Annotated in this window: 12 protein-coding genes and 1 pseudogene; 6 read left to right on the forward strand and 7 right to left on the reverse strand. The window is 41.0% G+C overall.

What is annotated here, in order from left to right; genetic code table 11:
• The first annotated feature begins 45 nt into the window (after positions 1-45).
• The gene (locus LC608_RS29755; RefSeq protein ID WP_229557008.1) at positions 46-2,625 is read left to right on the forward strand and encodes a tetratricopeptide repeat protein; all 2,580 of its coding nucleotides are present in this window, start codon (positions 46-48) and stop codon (positions 2,623-2,625) included.
• Between the two features lie 538 nt (positions 2,626-3,163).
• On the opposite strand, the gene LC608_RS29760 is transcribed toward LC608_RS29755, so the two are convergent.
• The 3 genes from LC608_RS29760 to LC608_RS29770 form a co-directional block, all read right to left on the reverse strand.
• A complete protein-coding gene (locus tag LC608_RS29760) occupies positions 3,164-3,358 on the reverse strand; it encodes a hypothetical protein (protein WP_229557009.1) in 195 nt (64 codons plus the stop codon).
• 13 nt (positions 3,359-3,371) lie between these two features.
• Complete coding sequence (locus LC608_RS29765; protein ID WP_229557010.1) at positions 3,372-3,644, reverse strand: type II toxin-antitoxin system HicB family antitoxin; 273 nt, start codon at positions 3,642-3,644, stop codon at positions 3,372-3,374.
• A 357-nt stretch (positions 3,645-4,001) separates the two neighbouring features.
• Positions 4,002-5,510 (reverse strand): AAA-like domain-containing protein, encoded by a 1,509-nt coding sequence (locus LC608_RS29770; RefSeq protein ID WP_229557011.1) that lies wholly within the window; start codon positions 5,508-5,510, stop codon positions 4,002-4,004.
• A gap of 439 nt (positions 5,511-5,949) precedes the next feature.
• Here LC608_RS29770 and LC608_RS29775 point away from each other — a divergent pair, with 439 nt between their 5' ends.
• Entirely contained in the window at positions 5,950-7,476 is a 1,527-nt protein-coding gene (locus LC608_RS29775) for a PAS domain-containing sensor histidine kinase (protein ID WP_229557012.1), read from the forward strand.
• Between the two features lie 103 nt (positions 7,477-7,579).
• Here the strand turns inward: LC608_RS29775 and LC608_RS29780 are convergent, their stop codons facing one another.
• A complete protein-coding gene (locus LC608_RS29780; protein WP_229557013.1) occupies positions 7,580-8,620 on the reverse strand; it encodes an Npun_R2821/Npun_R2822 family protein in 1,041 nt (346 codons plus the stop codon).
• A gap of 515 nt (positions 8,621-9,135) precedes the next feature.
• On the opposite strand from LC608_RS29780, the gene LC608_RS29785 reads away from it, so the two are divergent.
• From LC608_RS29785 to LC608_RS29795, 3 genes are all read left to right on the forward strand, one after another.
• Complete coding sequence (locus LC608_RS29785; protein WP_229557014.1) at positions 9,136-9,732, forward strand: cytochrome b/b6 domain-containing protein; 597 nt, start codon at positions 9,136-9,138, stop codon at positions 9,730-9,732.
• A gap of 77 nt (positions 9,733-9,809) precedes the next feature.
• Positions 9,810-11,246: a bifunctional orotidine-5'-phosphate decarboxylase/orotate phosphoribosyltransferase gene (locus tag LC608_RS29790; protein WP_229557015.1), complete on the forward strand. Its 1,437-nt coding sequence runs from the start codon at positions 9,810-9,812 to the stop codon at positions 11,244-11,246.
• A 305-nt stretch (positions 11,247-11,551) separates the two neighbouring features.
• The gene (locus LC608_RS29795) at positions 11,552-12,652 is read left to right on the forward strand and encodes an AI-2E family transporter (protein ID WP_229557016.1); all 1,101 of its coding nucleotides are present in this window, start codon (positions 11,552-11,554) and stop codon (positions 12,650-12,652) included.
• 302 nt (positions 12,653-12,954) lie between these two features.
• Here the strand turns inward: LC608_RS29795 and LC608_RS29800 are convergent, their stop codons facing one another.
• Complete coding sequence (locus LC608_RS29800; protein ID WP_267871257.1) at positions 12,955-15,408, reverse strand: ATP-dependent Clp protease ATP-binding subunit; 2,454 nt, start codon at positions 15,406-15,408, stop codon at positions 12,955-12,957.
• Positions 15,409-15,736: 328 nt separating this feature from the next.
• Here LC608_RS29800 and LC608_RS29805 point away from each other — a divergent pair, with 328 nt between their 5' ends.
• The gene (locus LC608_RS29805) at positions 15,737-16,033 is read left to right on the forward strand and encodes a DUF3288 family protein (RefSeq protein ID WP_229557017.1); all 297 of its coding nucleotides are present in this window, start codon (positions 15,737-15,739) and stop codon (positions 16,031-16,033) included.
• 322 nt (positions 16,034-16,355) lie between these two features.
• Here the strand turns inward: LC608_RS29805 and aroC are convergent, their stop codons facing one another.
• Entirely contained in the window at positions 16,356-17,444 is a 1,089-nt protein-coding gene (aroC, locus tag LC608_RS29810) for a chorismate synthase (protein ID WP_229557018.1), read from the reverse strand.
• Between the two features lie 317 nt (positions 17,445-17,761).
• Positions 17,762-17,940 (reverse strand): annotated as a pseudogene (locus LC608_RS29815) (photosystem II q(b) protein); the annotation flags it as partial.

Below are 17,940 nucleotides of genomic sequence, written 5' to 3' on the forward strand. Positions count from 1 at the left end.
TTAAATCCCTCTACTGAAACACCACAAAATTTACCTCTGAGTGGGGTGGTGGAGTTTATTGGACGTGAGGCTGAATTGCAAAACCTGCATGAGATGTTGCAGGAAAATAATCAGGTGGTAATTGCTGCGATCGCTGGTATGGGTGGACTGGGTAAAACAGAATTAGCCTTACAATATGCAATGGCTCACCGTGAAACTTACAAGGGTGGAATTTGCTGGTTGCTGGCAAAGGCTGGAGATGTGGGCATTCAAATTGTGCAGTTTGCCAGAACTCAGCTTGATTTAAACCCACCAGAAGATTTGGATATCCTCACACAAGTGCAATACTGCTTTCGGCTTTGGCGCGAAGGTAATGTACTGCTATTATTAGACGATGTTGGAGAATATCAACAAGTTAAGCCTTACTTACCTCTGCCATCTTCTCGATTTAAAGTGTTGATTACCACGCGCCAACACTTCGGGGCATCTATAAAGGAATTATCTCTAGATGTATTGCAAGCAGAAGCAGCGCTAGAGTTATTAAAGTCATTTTTTAAAGAAACACCACAGCGAATTGAGCAAGAATTGGCTGTTGCAAATCAGTTGTGTGAGTGGTTGGGATATTTACCTTTGGGTTTGGAATTAGTCGGGCGATATTTGGCGCGAAAACAGGATTTATCTCTAACAGAAATGTTGCGGCGGTTAGAGAACAAGCGACTAGAACAACCCGCCCTTATTAAACCAGAAGCCGATATGACAGCACAACGAGGTGTATTAGCGGCCTTTGAGTTGAGTTGGCAAGAATTAAAGGATGAAGATAAGAAGCTTGGCTGTTTGCTGAGTTTATTCGCCGCCGCACCTATATCTTGGAAGTTGGTGGAACAGTGTTTACCAGAGTCAGACGAGGAAGAATTAGAGGAAATTAGAGATGATAAGTTGTTGAATTTGCATTTACTTCAGCGCAAAGATGAGGGAGTTTATCAACTACATCCACTGCTAAGAGAGTTTTTTCAATATAAGCTTACAGGTTTAGAACAGGCAGAGCAATTAAAGCGATCGCTTTGTCGGGTAATGGTAGCAGTTGCCAAAGATATTCCTGAAGACGCTACCCTTAAGCAAATTACTGCTGTCTCCCCTGCCATTCCTCATATAGCTGAAGTAGCGAATCATCTCATTCAATACGTCAGCGATGATGATTTAATTTCGCTATTCATCGGTAATGCTCAATTTTATCAAGGTCAGGGATTGTATAGCCAAGCTGCACCTTGGTACCAAAAGTGTCTAGAAGCTACCAAAGAACGCTTAGGAGAAGAACATCCAGATGTCGCCCAAAGCCTCAACAACCTAGCATATCTCTACAACTCCCAAGGCAGATACAGAGAAGCCGAACCCCTTCACCAACAAGCTTTAGCACTCAGGCGCAAGCTGCTGGGAGAAGAACATCCAGATGTCGCCGTTAGCCTCAACAACCTAGCGCATCTCTACTACTCTCAAGGTAGATACAGCGAAGCCGAACCCCTTTACATCCAAGCTTTAGCACTCAGGCGCAAGCTGCTGGGTGAAGAACATCCATCTGTCGCCGTTAGCCTCAACAACCTAGCGGGACTCTACGACTCCCAAGGCAGATACAGCGAAGCCGAACCCCTTTACATCCAAGCTTTAGCACTCTGCCGCAAACTGCTGGGAGAAGAACATCCATCTGTCGCCACTAGCCTCAACAACCTAGCGTGTCTCTACGACTCCCAAGGCAGATACAGCGAAGCCGAACCCCTTTACCAACAAGCTTTAGCACTCAGCCGCAAGCTGCTGGGTGAAGAACATCCAGATGTCGCCCAAAGCCTCAACAACCTAGCGTATCTCTACAACTCCCAAGGCAGATACAGCGAAGCCGAACCCCTTTACATCCAAGCTTTAGCACTCAGGCGTCAACTGCTGGGTGAAGAACATCCCGATGTCGCCCAAAGCCTCAACAACCTAGCGTCTCTCTACGAATCCCAAGGCAGATACAGCGAAGCCGAACCCCTTTACATCCAAGCTTTAGCACTCTGGCGCAAACTGCTGGGAGAAGAACATCCATCTGTCGCCACTAGCCTCAACAACCTAGCGTATCTCTACAACTCCCAAGGCAGATACAGCGAAGCCGAACCCCTTTACATCCAAGCTTTAGCACTCAGGCGTCAACTGCTCGGAGATGAACATCCTGATGTTGCACTTAACCTCAACAACCTAGCGTGTCTCTACGACTCCCAAGGCAGATACAGCGAAGCCGAACCACTTTCCATCCAAGCTTTAGCACTCTCGCGCAAGCTGCTGGGAGAAGAACATCCATCTGTGGCACTTAGCCTCAACAACCTAGCACTACTCTACAACTCCCAAGGCAGATACAGCGAAGCCGAACCCCTTCACATCCAAGCTTTGGCACTCAGGCGCAAGCTGCTGGGAGAAGAACATCCATTATTTGCCCTTAGTCTCAACAATCTGGCAAAACTCTACTACTTGCAAGAACTTTATGTAGAAGCTGAACCGTTGTATCTGCAAGCTTTGGAGATTTTTGAGCAAGGATTAGGGGTGAATCATCCCCACACTGTCAAATGTCGTGAAAATTTGGCAAGTCTACGCGATCGCCTCTCCTCAAATCCAGAATAGAATACATGAGGCTATAAATTTACAGGTTTTGTGCAAAGCGTACCGTAATAAAACTAAAAATAGCGATCGCCTACACTAAAATTCATCTTGAATTAAGTAAAAATGCCTGATTACTTATTCAAAAGCTGCTTTTACTTTCTCAAAAGCAGCTTTTAATTTCGCATTTCAGTGTTTTCCACAAACAAAAGCTGCTTTTACTTCTTCAAAAGCAGCTTTTAATCTCGCATTTTAGTGTTTTCCACAAACAAAAGCAGCTTTTATTTCTTCAAAAGCAGCTTTTAATCTCGCATTTTAGTGTTTTCCACAAACAAAAGCAGCTTTTACTTTCTCATTTTAGTGTTTTCCGCAAGCAAAAGCAGCTTTTACTTACTCAAACCCCAGTTTGCTTACTCATTTGAGTAATTCACGCATTTATTTTGGTATATCATTGAGCCGAAAGCTTGCGTAGGCGTAGCCCGTCGGAGACATCGCTCTACAAAAGAAGTGTAAATCGATAAGCGGATCGCTGTTGTCGTCAGACATCGCTTCTAGGCAAATCTTAAAGGCTATTCCATTCTTCTAGCGTGATTTCCCGCTCTAGAATCACCTCAACTTCCCGAATCATCAGCCGCAATTGTGGTACAGAATACTCATCATTAGAGGGAATAGTTAGACGATGTTGCCCATAAACCATAAATTGATGTCTTGTTCCAGAATAAGGCCCCTCAAACCCAATCCGTCGTAATTTTCTCACAAAATCCCGACGCTTACAGGGTATCTATCGGCTCAAGAGTCGGCTCCTTATTGAGGTCAATATTATCAATTATTGGTAGATAATGTCCCAGCTTTAACCCAAGCAAAATCCAGTCTTCCAGTGTTGAGCGTAATTCATCCTCACACTCGCGTAAAGTCGATGCAAAAGCTATCACTCCTTTGCAAACAGGAATTCTACCTGCAAATATACCATCTTCTAACTTGTCATAAATTGCCTGGGCGATCGCTCGGTCAACATAGTCGCTTAGAATAAACTTTATCGTCATGAAATCTCGCGTTGTGCTACCAATTTAATCTTACGTTAAAAAATTGATGACTATCGCCAACAAAATAAAGAAATTCCCATAGGTGGTTCTTTACTGGAACAAATTTCTATAGAGGTTTGAGTGTGTCAAACGAAAATAATTAATTAAATATTTAGAGGATCTTTTAAAAGTCCTTTCGTCGGTAGCAAAACATTATCGATCCCCCCAATTCCCCTTAAAAAGGGGGGCTTTAATTCCGGTTCCCCCCTTTTTAAGGGGGGGTTAGGGGGGATCTGAAAGTGTTTAAACTGACAATGAAATACTTTTCAAACAACCTCTTAGAAGAAAAAGGCTTTTATGACCATAAAATCATTTGTATCAAGTCCAATCACTTGAACCTTCTTGGATTCCTCTTTCCATTTCCTCTAAAGTTGCACTTTTCATTCCTGGACGGTGTAAAAGCCCTGATAAGCTTTGAATAGGAACAGAATCCCCCACTGAAACATTGCTGAATTCAGAATTCTGAATTCTGGATTCTTCTTCAACATTTAAACTCTCACTTTTTTTAAGATATTGTCGAAAATATAAACGATATAATTCACACGCAACAGTAGTGCGATCGCCTTCTAAATTAATTAGCCCCATACTCTGTAATTTACATACTAATGCTGGCTCTAATTGCACATAATTTGTAGCGTTAATTACCTCATAAAAAGCATTTTTCAATTCTGGCTCATCTTGTAGCACTAACACAAACTGCCTTAAATACTCGTGATAAATTCCTGCTTCTGTGGGTGCTTGTTGCAATAGCTGTTCTAAATTTCCTTCTAGTCCCCCTCTACCCACAAGGTGATAAAAAGCCAATCGCAGCAAATAAGGATATCCTCCCACCATTGCCATCAAACTATCGACATTTTTCCCATCTGTCCAATCCAAGCCGTGACGTAGTGCCAAATCCAGCACCTGCTCTCTTGTAAAGGGAGATAACTTAATCGGTAAACCAATATTAAATGGTGATTGAGTCAGTTTTATCGGAACAATAATTTCCGTTGAATAAACCAGAACTAAACGCAGTTTTTGCCAAACTTCTACACCTTTGGCTTGTTCATACCACGATCGCAGCAATAATAACAATTCTTCAAAAAGTTTTTGATGCTCAAACACCCAGTCCACCTCATCCAATATCAAAACAAGAGGACTTTCCAGCGCCGACAGTAAATACTCTTGGAAATAGATAAAGCAACTGACTTTGCTACCCATATCTTCATTCCAATAATCATTGAGTTTTGGTTCTAGCTGTAACTCCCGACTCACCTTTGCACAGAACCAGCGCAAAAATTTATCCAAACTGGCAAATACTGCTTTATCTGCTTGCTGAAAGTTCAACGTCACGGTGCAAAAGCCTTGATTGTTAGCGCGTGCAAGCAACCGCAAAATTAGAGAGCTTTTCCCCATCTTCTTTGGTGCTTTGATGCAGATAAGACTTCCAGGTTTAGCTATTTCTGTGTAGACAACTTCTTCAATTGGCGGGCAAGGGATGTAAAATCTGGAATTAAGAGATACTGGGCCACTAGGAAATTCTAAGGATATAGCCGTGGCTGCTTTGTTGAATTCCTTAACTAATTGCTGATGTGGTTTGCTAAGACGATGATTTTCTAAAGTCTGGCGAAAGTTTGATTTATTTATAGGTTCTTTGCAAAAAACACTTAGTAATTGCCATAAATGAGCAGCAATTTTCCTGACACCTTCCTCATCGTAGTCAGCTTCACAGGCTATATTCGTGTAGGTTTCTCCTTCCCACGAAGAACGCAATATAATCTCTTGACGTGTCGTTAAACCGGTTGCTTGACTGGCTTTTAGTAGCAAAACTACTTCATCTATAGTCATTACTGATCGGCTCTAAAGCATGAAATTTTCTCACACCATTCTTCTTTGCAACTCAATGTAGCCTGCTTTGTCTGGATAGCAGCCAGTCGTTTTCCAAAAAGCTACAAACAAGGCTTGACAATTTCTTTGTATCCTAAAAGATTTTACGTGACTTAATCATAAAATTTTTTTTACAAATTTTTTCGAGTTTTTAGGTAATTATATGTGATTTGAACTACTTTTTTTAGACATATCTTAGAATGTAGATGCACACAATGGAGCTATTTTTTTAAATCGCAACTGCGATCGCATTACCTTTTTCTAAATTCCATCCAAATTGATGATATGGGCAGTGACAGCCTAATCAATTAAGTAGACGATTTATCCATAACTGGATCGTCAGGGTGCTAAGACAGCGTAGAGAGAGCTACAGGATATCTTCCTCATCGTACCAGCAGCTATGCATATCGAAAAACCCGCTACCCATGAACCGGAAGCTTTGTCAGTACAAGATTCTCAGAGTTTCCCAGAATCAAAAGACTTATCTCAAGAAAATTTAGATCCTTGTCAATGCTCACAAGCCGCCTTACAAATGGCCTTAATAGCCAGTGGCTTGGGGTTGTGGGATTGGAATCTAATAACTAACAAAACCTATTATGATCCTCACTGGAAGGGCATTTTGGGGTATGAAGTAGACGAAATCGAAAATGAGCATAAATCCTTTGAGCAACTTGTACATCCACAGGATTTACCAAGAATTCGCCAGGTGTTGCATGATTATCTGGAAGGATGCACACCTGTGTTTGAAGCCGAATTGCGAATGTTGACTAAATCCGGGGAGTGGAAGTGGATTTTGACTTGTGGGAAAGTATTTCAGTGGGATGAATTCGGTAAACCAATGCGGATGGCGGGGACGCACAAAGATATTACTCAAGATAAAGCGATGTCTACGACGGGCTGCGCCTACGCTACTCAACAATACCAACTATTTGAACAACTCCAGTCTACCGAAGACCAAGTTAGGGAAAAATCACAGCAGCTAGAAACTACCCTAGAAGAACTCAAATATACCCAAAAGCAGTTATTGCAGAACCAGAAAATGGCTAACCTCGGTCAACTGGTGGCGGATATGACTAACGAAATTAACAACCCCGTTAGTTTCATCTACGGCAATCTCCATCCTGCGAGTCAATATGCTGAAGATTTAATCAGAATCATTGAACTTTACCAACATCACTATCCCACACCGACACCAGTTATAGCTTTACATCTGCAACGCCTCGACCTTGGTTTCGTGAAGAAAGATTTTTTGAAATTGCTGTGGTCAATGCGAGCCGGATCTGAGCGCGTTAAAGAAATTGTTTTCGCCTTGCAGAATTTTTCAACCTCTGACGAAGGTCAAACAAAAAAGGTTGACCTGCATAAAGGACTTGATAGTGTTCTAAGGATTTTGCAGCATCGTTTGAAAGAAAAGCCTGATAGAACCGGGATTGAAGTAATTAAAAACTTTGGGAAATTGCCTTTAATTGAGTGTTACCCTGGTGAACTAAATCAGGTATTCATGAACATCTTGACTAATGCCATTGATGCCTTAGAAGAAAGGATGAAACATGATTATTCTTTTACTCCCAATATTTTTATTCATACAGAAATTATTAGCAGCCATTTATCATTAGTCAAGAGTAATGAAGTTTTAGTAAATGATAAACTACTAGGAAAAAAACACAAAATTATAATTCGCATTTCTGATAATGGTCAAGGCATACTTCCTCATATCAAACGACATATATTTGAACCATTTTTTACGACCAAACCAGTAGGCAAAAGTCAAGGGTTAGGGCTATCAATTAGTCGAGAAATTATAGTTGAAAAACATCAAGGTAAACTTAAGTGTAATTCTCAATTAGGTCAAGGGACAGAGTTGATCATTGAAATGAATACAACAGCAAGACACTATGCCGCAATTAGGAAATACGCCAGTTTTTAGGTAAGTCGAACCAAGATTTACAGATCGCAATGGAAACGATAAAATTTGCCTCAAATCCTTGTCCATCGATGTGCCTAACTCAATGGATTATTGTAGGTTTGAGTCATTTAAAAAAGTGCGGTGCTTCCATATTTGTTTTGATTTTATTTACGACCTTTTTAATGAATCTATGGCTTTTAGCCAGCATACTTGGCGTTTTGAGATTTTTTGGTTTTTGCTCAGGATTTTTTAAAAAACGATAGTATAAAAATTCATTTTTATAGCGGATGTTAACATCCTCACCTTGAGAAAGTCGAGTAAAATCAATTGAAGGATAATTCATGTAGTGAAGGCGATGGATATTTTTTAATCCATCTTGATTGTAAAGAACATTGTTAATATTAACGAATGGATCAACATCAGCACAGTTGCCAGTCTTGTCCTGTCCATTGGGGCTAAGGGTAAAGTTAAATAATGGGCGATTATATCGCAAAGTCATATAGCTAAATAAGTCTGCATCACACCACCATGAATGATTGTTGATCCAGGTATACTCTTGCTTATCCACCAAAAGCTCTCTAAGCGTTTCTAGTTGATTATCCCCAAAAATACCACTTTTTGAACCGAAGAAACTAGAGCAATGTAACTGAGAGCGAATCTCAGATTCTGACAAATAAATTTTATCTTCAATTAAAGAAAAATTTAATGCTGCTACAGGGGTTGATTTGCGATGCTCCCAATCGTCAAACACAAAGTCATAATCGTTTAACTTCTCTAAAACTCTATCCAAAGAACTCATGGCTAAACTGTCGGCATCATAAAACACAAATCTATCAAACTTACCATCAAAAGCAGACATTTTTCTAAATAAATTGCTATTTTTATACCATTTATAATGCCCTTGAATTTTCTGATGTGCCTTAGGGTGCGCGTTCCAAACTTGATTATAAAATTCTTCCCAACGCTGCATTGATGTTTTGTTTTCAAATAAGCAAACATTTTGTCTTGAATTAATTTCCTGTTTCAAAAGTTGTATTTTATCATCATAAGGAATAATACATATAGGAATATCCGCGCCAACATTTACCTCAATGCTATTGAGCAAAGCAACTAGTTGATCGTAAACGACATCATTAGCCAGGGTATAAATACCGAAAGGTTCCATTCTCATAAATCCTTCTTGTTTTTATTCGTTCAGTAGCTACAATGTGAGAATTTTATCTATTTGCTATTATTCCCAAATTAGGACTGTTCTGAACACTTAAATATGAAATATATAGGAATCCGGTTTGATTCCTGAAATTATTTGCGTGGTGCGCGAAGCACGATAGGCTAGGAGTGGAGAGTAGGAAAGAAGAATTTTTGAAAAAATTCCTTACACTTGAAGCTCAGGTGTAGCTAATGCCCATCCTACTAACCTAGATTTTAAAAATTAGACTTATATAGTCTTGTTAAGTTTATATCATCTTGCTATATAAATTAATGTAGGTAGAACAGGTAAATTAGAATACCTTACCTTAGCCACACTTAAACAGACAGTTAAAACAGCAGATGGTAGACCATCAATGTCAGAATACTGAGTCATAGGATGGGAAAATAAAGGTGAGTAATGTCCATCCCCAAATTTGCTGGACTATTTACCCAAGACAGATAAACAAAAAATTTTATCAGTCAAAATCTATGACTTCGACCCCCTCTCAAACTCGAAAGCTACCTACTCAAGCAATAGGAGCCAAAATTTTCCACTGGTGTAACATCATTAGCCTGTTTATCATGCTCACCAGTGGACTACAAATTTACAACGCCAACCCTGTTTTTGGTGGACGTGCAGGTTTGCACATTCCTCCGATATTTACGTTAGGAGGTTGGCTCGCAGGAGGTAGACACTGGCATTTTGCCGCAATGTGGCTATTTTCGTTGAATCTCTTGTGGTATGGAATTTACATTTTAATTACCCGACGCTGGCGACATCGGTTTGTAGGTGCCAATGACTTCAAAGCATTACAAAAAACTCAAAATTCCAAACGCCTAATTTATGCTTGGCATCGAATTGCGTATACAGCAATTATTCCTATCTTGCTGCTGGCGTTATTGACAGGGATAGGAATGTATAAACCTGCTCAATTTCCCTGGATTGTGGATATGTTTGGCGATTGGCAAGCATTGAGAATTGTTCACTTTGCCTCAGTGCCAATGGTTATCTTATTTGTAATTATTCACTCTCGATTAGGGCGGAAAGCTGGCGGTACTGAATTAACTGAATCAATGTTTTCGTAAACACACTATGGTTATGGAAATAGGGAGACACGGGGACTAATGGCCAATGATCAATGACTCTTTTTTAAACTAAAAAAATGAACTTTTTTGATAAACTGAATCGTAATATCTTGCAAAATCAAAGCTTACTATTTGTAGGACTTGATCCAAATCCAGAGATGATGCCTGTGCGTTATGAATCTGAAGAACTGATCACTGGTTTGGAGAAATGGTTACAATTCATTATTGCTGAAACTGCTGATTATGTTTGTGCCTATAAACCGACACTTGGCTTTTACGAAGCATTAGGTATCCCCGGTTTAGAATTGCTGTACAAAACTTTAGCAGCTATTCCAGCCCATATCCCAGTAATTTTAGATGCTAAACACAGTGATTTAAATACTAGTACCATTTTTGCCCAAACTGTGTTTACACAATGGCAGGTGGATGCAATCACTCTCAGTCCTTATACAGGACAAGATCATGTAGCACCTTTTTTGGTCTATCCTGATAAAGCGGTGTTTATTTTATGCTGTACTTCTAATCCAGGTGCAGAAGCTTTACAGCAATATCCGACAAACGAATCACCCCTTTATTTGCAAGTGGTAAAAGAATCAAAAACCTGGGGAACTCCAGAACAATTAGGTTTGGAAGTGGGAACTACAAATCCTGAAATTTTAGCACTTATTCGAGCGATCGCGCCTGAACGAATTATTATGGCGCGTAGCATCTGGGCGGAAGGCGCAAACCTGAAGCAAATTTTAGAAGCAGGTTTGAATGCTAATGGTGATGGTTTACTGATTCCTGTTCCTCAAGATATGTTGGGAAACACTCAACTATCTGAAGGAATCCAGAATTTACGCGCAGAAATTAATCAAATCAAAACTGAAATTGTTCACGAAAATTCCACATGTTCTGTGTGGTTTCCTGATGTTTGTTTCCTAAATCAGCATCCCTACCAAGATTTGATTTTACAACTTTATGATATTGACTGCATTATGTTTGGTAGTTTTGTCCAAGCATCAGGAGCTATATTTCCTTATTACATCGACTTACGCAAAATTATTTCCAATCCCCAAGTTTTTAATCAAGTTCTCACTGCATATCAGGATATTTTGAAGAATCTTATTTTTGATAGATTAGCAGGTATTCCCTATGGTTCTTTACCTACTGCGACTGGTTTAGCTTTACGCCTTCATTGCCCGATGATTTTTCCCCGTAAAGAGGTGAAGGCACATGGAACTCGGAGAGTAATTGAGGGTAACTTTCATCCTGGTGAAACAGTTGTAGTGGTTGACGATATTCTCATCAGTGGTAAAAGTGTCATGGAAGGGGCAGGAAAGTTGGAATCAGCAGGATTAAATGTTAATGATATTGTGGTATTTATCGACCATGAACAAGGAGTGAAAGATAGGTTACAGCAAAATGGTTATCGTAGTCATGCAGTTTTAACTATTTCGGAAATTACTAATACTCTGTATCAAGCAGGGCGAATAAATGAGGAGCAATTTTTAGCTTTCGCTGAAAGTTCGTGATTGGAAGAATAGGGAGTGGGGAGTAGGGAGTAGGGAATAGGGAAGATTTTTCTCATGTACTTACCCTTGGTTATATCTTGCACCTGCCTACTTTCTCGCCAGAGAATAAATTCTCTGGCTAATAGCACAAGTCCACTCAATTTGAGTATAAACCTTACCCAGTCTTGAATAGATAGACTTTAGCTAGTAGCCCCAGAATTCATGCTGAGGCGGTTGTTTGGACTGGTGCAAGTTCTGAGCCTTGAACATATTTAATTACTCGGTTCAATCTAGTAACTAGAATAATTTGGATTTTTAAATTAATTATGAATTTTCCACTGAATCAACTGGTTAGATGGTTAATTTTTACGCTGTTATTTCCTTTAGTTTTTCTCAATGGGTGGCTAGCATTTTTGCTGGTTAAAAATTTTCAACCTGTTGTAACAATTCTTGTTTTGGCTACTTTGCTTGCATTCATTTTAAACTATCCTGTTACCATTCTCCAAAAGCGAGGAGTGAAACGTGGCTATGCAGTAGCATTGGTTTTTATATCAGCATTAATCATTATCGTTGCTCTGGGTATAACTTTGGTTCCTATTGTTTTAGAGCAATTTAATGAGATGGTGAAAGTGTTTCCCCAATGGATTGATTCTAGCAAAGAAAAACTTAAAATTTTAAATGATTGGTTTTTTACGCACAATTTAAATGTGAAATTAAGTCAGTTATTAAACCGATTAACTGAGCAATTACCCAATGAATTAGAGTTTCTTTCAGACAAACTTTTAAGCATTCTCATAGATACGATTGATAGTATCTCTGAGGGATTAATCACAATAGTATTCACTTTCTATCTGTTGTTAGATGGCCCAAGGATTTGGGAGGTGTTATTTAAAAAGCTACCTGGAAGTTTTGCTCAGAAGGTAAGCCAATCTATTCAACAAAACTTTCAAAATTACTTGATTGGTCAGGGAAGTTTGGCTTTGCTGATGGGAGTTTCATTAACATTATTATTTTTAGCTTTTCAAGTCCAGTTTGCTTTACTTTTTGGTTTAGGGGTTGGGCTTTTGAGTTTAATTCCCTTTGGCGATGTCGTCAGTCTTGTTGTAATAACTTTAATAATAGCCACACATGACTTTTGGCTAGCAGTGAAGATTTTTGCAGTAGCTGTTGTCATTGACCAGGTAATTGATCAGGCGATCGCACCCCGACTTTTAGGCAAATTTACTGGTATCAGACCAATATGGGTGTTAATTGCTTTGCTTGTAGGAACCAATGTTGGTGGAGTTTTGGGTTTGCTAATCGCGGTACCTGTAGCTGGTTTTATTAAAGATATAGCAGATGGTTTTTCTAAATCTGGTAATTCTGATAACGTCGGTGAGGGTGAAGCAGCATCAGAATTGTTGGCAGAGAAATCAATATCGCAATGATTTGTGGATAAAAATTAAGATCCTTTTTCATCAATTATGACAGTATCTTTAACTATCTGGAAATTTTGATTTTCAATCATATTGCTGCTATGTCCTAAACTCATTATAATCATCTGTGGGTAGGTGGATATTGCCCGCTAAAAATAAAATTGCATAAAAAACCCCCTAGCATTTCTACTAGGGGTGATAAATAATACCATTTCAATTTATGTTTGTCGGAGATGCCCCTGCGATCGCCTCTACTTAGATGAGAGGCTAGAGTATTCCTCAAATATTACAGCAAAAGGTGATCAGGTATAAAATTATCCAACATTTGCCAAGAGCAATTCTCGTTTTTCTGATTTCCGTACTCTTACCTGAGAGTCATCATCAACATCAACGATCGCTGTATCTCCATCTGTAATTTCACCAGACAGCATTGCTTCGGCAAGAGAATCTTCTAGGAGGCGCATAATTGCCCGGCGTAAAGGTCTAGCACCATAACTAGGGTTGTAGCCTTCTTGCACTACACGGTCTTTGAAGCGATCGCTAACTTCAAGAATAATTCCCTTTTCTGTCAACCGGCTAGCAACTTCACGAAGCATAATCTCAGCGATTTGCTTGACTTCATCCCTAGAAAGCTGGGTGAAGACGATAATTTCATCAAGACGGTTAAGGAACTCAGGACGGAAGTAAGCTTTCAATTCTTCATTTACCAAGGTGCGGATGCGGTTATAACTAGCGTCGGCTTGAGTGTCGAAGTCAAAGCCTAAACCACTACCACCTTTTTCAATCACCTTGGAACCAATGTTGGAAGTCAAGATGATCAGCGTGTTCTTGAAGTCCACTTTCCGACCTTTGGCATCGGTAAGGTGGCCGTCATCCAAGAGTTGCAGCAGCATATTGAATACATCGGGGTGAGCTTTTTCGATTTCGTCGAATAGCAACACTGAGTATGGTTTCCGCCGCACAGCTTCTGTAAGCTGTCCGCCTTCGTCGTATCCCACATAACCAGGAGGCGAACCAATTAGCTTGGCGACGGTGTGGCTTTCCATGTATTCGGACATATCTAGGCGAATCATGGAATCTTCCGCACCGAAGAAGTAAGAAGCTAGTGCCTTCGCTAATTCTGTTTTACCGACTCCGGTAGGCCCAGAGAAGATAAAGCTAGCAATGGGACGATTGGGATTCTTCAAGCCGACACGGGCGCGACGGATACCGCGAGATACAGCCGAGACTGCTTGCTCTTGACCAATAAGCCGTTGATGCAGAGTATCTTCTAGGTGCAGAAGCAATTCTGACTCAGACTCAGTAAGCTTGTTGACTGGTACGCCAGTCCAAGAGGCAACGATTTGGGCGATATCTTCTTCGTCAACTACAGTAGAGTTGACAGGTTGATCGTTTTGTGTAAACGTTGCTTGCAGTTTTTCTGCAAGTTTTAACTCTTGGTCACGCAGGGTTACAGCTTTATCAAAATCTTGGACTCTGACTGCTGCTTCTTTTTCTTTGGTAACGCCAGCGAGTTCACGCTTGAGTTCTTTATTGGGAGAAATTTGAGAGTTCCGCAGACGAACGCGAGAACCAGCTTCATCAATCAAGTCTATTGCCTTATCTGGCAAGAAGCGATCGCTGATGTAGCGGTCTGATAATTCTGCTGCTGCTACAAGTGCTGCATCCAAAATTGTGACTTTGTGGTGTTGCTCATAAGCACCGCGCAAGCCGTAGAGAATTTGTACGGTTTCCTCTACTGAGGGTTCCCCAACCTTAATCGGTTGGAAACGACGCTCTAGGGCGGCATCACGCTCGATATGCTTACGATACTCATCGAGGGTAGTTGCGCCGATACACTGGAGTTCACCCCGTGCTAAGGCAGGTTTGAGGATGTTCGCTGCATCCAAACCACCTTCTGTCCCACCAGCGCCAACCAAGGTGTGAATTTCGTCAATCACCAAGATGATATTGCCCACAGTGCGGACTTCTTCCACGACTTTTTTGATGCGTTCTTCAAAATCGCCACGGAAGCGAGTTCCAGCTACCAATGACCCCATGTCGAGGCTGATAACTTGTTTATCCTGTAAGGTTTCGGGAACATCCTGGTTGATAATCCGTTGAGCTAGACCTTCTGCGATCGCAGTTTTACCAACTCCTGGTTCTCCAATCAACACTGGGTTATTCTTAGTGCGGCGACCGAGGATCTGGATCGCCCGCTCAATTTCCTTCTCGCGACCAACTACGGGGTCAAGTCTGCCTTCTTGTGCTAATTTAGTCAAATTCCGACCAAACTCTTCCATCGTTAATGGTTGGGTACGCTTTTGACTACCACCACCAGCTAAAGCTGGTGCATTTTCACCCAAACGGCGAACGATGGCACTGCGGACGGTCTTGAAGTCAACTCCTAGATTTTGCAGTACTTTGGCGGCAACACCTTCACCAGCCTCGGTCAATCCTAAGAGTAAGTGTTCAGTGTTAATGTAATTTTGTCCCAGACTATGAGCTTCTTTAAACGATTGCTCGAAGAGGCTTTTTACCTTAGGAGTAAAAGGAATTTCTGGTGGTACAAAGCCAGAACCCCTGCCAATAATTTTTTCTACCTCGCGACGTGCATCTTTGAGGGTAACGCCTAATTCGGCCAGCACTTTAGCAGCAACCCCAGTTCCTTCTCCCATCAAACCCAGGAGAATTTGTTCTGTTCCTACAAAGTTGTGTCCCAGGCGACGGGCTTCCTCCTGAGCTAACATAATTACTCTAATGGCTTCGGAAGTGAAGTGTTCAAACATAATGGGTTCTTGCTCCCTCGCTGCTTGGACTTTGGGTGAGATAAAATTCACCCTCATCTAAAGTTTTTTGTATTTTCTTAAGAACTAATGTAACTTTATTTAAACTTGAGTGGCAGTGGTGAGAGCCGTAAGACATCAGGTGTACTTGCCGTCTACTAGGGGTTAGGAGTGATGAGTAGATAAGGAGTTCTCAATTTTACAATCGACTTGTCAGTGCAGAAGATGATTTTCTTTTGCCTTTTCTGCTCCTCAGCTCTGGGCTAAACTTAAAAACTAAGACTCTATACTCTTAATTCCTAACTTATAACCTCTCACTCAGGGACTCACGATGACTGAAGCAAGGGTCGGCAAAGACCAACAACATCCTCTTTATAGCCGCGATCGCCCCCTTATTGATATTTTACTCTCTCAAGAGGCGACAGACTATAACTTAGCAGAATTAGCTAGGCTGCGAATGCGTTATCAAGGGTTTCCAGGGGCAAGAGATATCCAAAAAGACCTAGATAAAGCCTTGCAGCAGTGGGGTTTGACCGAAGCCGAGCTTTTTGAGAAAACTCGCCAAATTCACAATCTGGGGGGTATTTACAAAAGTCGTGGCAAGAAAGAGGAACAGGATTGGAATTAGGAAGGGGGCATGGGGCATTCAAAAGATGCAGGGGGCGCGGTGCGGGGGGCAGAGGAGATAAATTCTCCCTTGCTCCCCGCTCCCCTGCCTCTTCGGTCAAACATCTACAAATTAACCTTGCTTTTCTCAAAAAGAATTGGAGTACAGTCTCTTCTTTGAGAGGGCGAGTTAAAATACCCACCCCAAGAAAATAAATATTTTGGCGTTCCAGAACAGTAAGATGAATTGGGGCAAGCAGGGGAAGGAGAAGGGGAATTTTGGAAGTTGCTAAATTATCCCGTTTTCTCTGCAACGCTAATATTTTTGTCAGTGAAATGCAGGTCTACAAAATCTTACACTGCCCATGATGCCTTAACAAATGGTCACACAGTACCAACGCCACCATTGCCTCAACCATTGGAACTGCACGCGGTAATACACAAGGATCGTGGCGTCCTTTGGCTGCTAAGAGCGTTTCTTCGCCTTCACGAGTTACAGTCTTCTGCTCTTTTCTAATTGTTGCTGTCGGCTTAAATGCAACTCGCAAAATGATATTTTCTCCGTTGGAAATTCCCCCTTGAATACCACCAGAACGGTTTGTTAGTGTGCGGATTTCACCATTTGAATCAATATAAAATTCGTCGTTATGCTCAATTCCCGTTAGCAACGTTCCCCCAAAACCGGAACCAATTTCAAAGCCTTTGCTAGCAGGAAGAGACATGACACCTTTGGCGATATCAGCTTCTAATTTATCAAATACTGGTTCGCCCAAACCTTTCGGCACATTTCGCGCCACACATTCTACTACACCACCGATAGAATCACCTTGTTTACCTATTTGCTCAATTAATTCAATCATGCGATCGCCGCATTCAGCATCGGGACAGCGCACAATATTGCTTTCCACTTGTTCTAAGGTGACAGTATTTGGATCAACTACACCTTCCAAGTCTTTGATGCGCTTAACGTAAGCGATAACTTCGACATTGGCGACTTGACGAAGAATTTTTTTAGCGATCGCACCTGCTGCGACTCTTCCGATTGTCTCACGCGCTGAGGATCTACCCCCACCTTGCCAATTGCGAATGCCATATTTGGCATCATAAGTTGCATCTGCATGAGAGGGCCGATATTTCTCAGACATCTCGTCGTAGTCTTGGGGACGAGTATCTTTGTTCCGCACTAAAATTGATATAGGCGTTCCCAAAGTTTTGCCCTCAAATACCCCTGATAAAATCTCGCAGGTATCCGCTTCTTTGCGAGGCGTTGTAATCTTACTTTGCCCAGGACGTCTTCTATCTAGTTCTACTTGAATTTCTTCTGCCGAAATTTCTAGTTGGGGAGGACAACCATCAATCACAACCCCCACACCGCCGCCGTGAGATTCACCAAAAGTACTGATGCGAAATAGATGACCAAAAATATTGCCCATGATTTTGAAAAAGAAGGTGAGGCTTATGTATTCTACCTAGAGTTCTTACAAAGTTTGTCTTTGTTTTTTGTATAATTTTTCGCTATTTTTTAGTAATTATCAACAATGTCTAGGAGTTTTTATCGAACTGCAATAACAGTATCTGTACTAAGGGACTTCCAAATAAAAAAATGTTCCAAAACTGACGCAAAAACTCTCTCTATTCCTCCTCTCTCTGTATTTTCTGTGTCTCTAATTTATTTCTTGGAGTCCCTAACTTAAATTAAAAGCGCCCTCCCTTTTGGAAGAGCGCTTTATTATTTAGCTAAACTTAAGAATTAACCGTTAATAGAAGGAGCGGTCATTGCTACAGGAGCAACATCTAAAGCCGCCAAATCTAAGGGGAAGTTGTGAGCGTTACGCTCGTGCATTACTTCCATACCCAGGTTAGCCCGGTTGATTACATCAGCCCAAGTGCTGATGACGCGACCGCTTGAATCAATAATTGATTGGTTGA

Source organism: Nostoc sp. XA010 (genome assembly GCF_020829625.1).
Taxonomy (GTDB): domain Bacteria; phylum Cyanobacteriota; class Cyanobacteriia; order Cyanobacteriales; family Nostocaceae; genus Nostoc.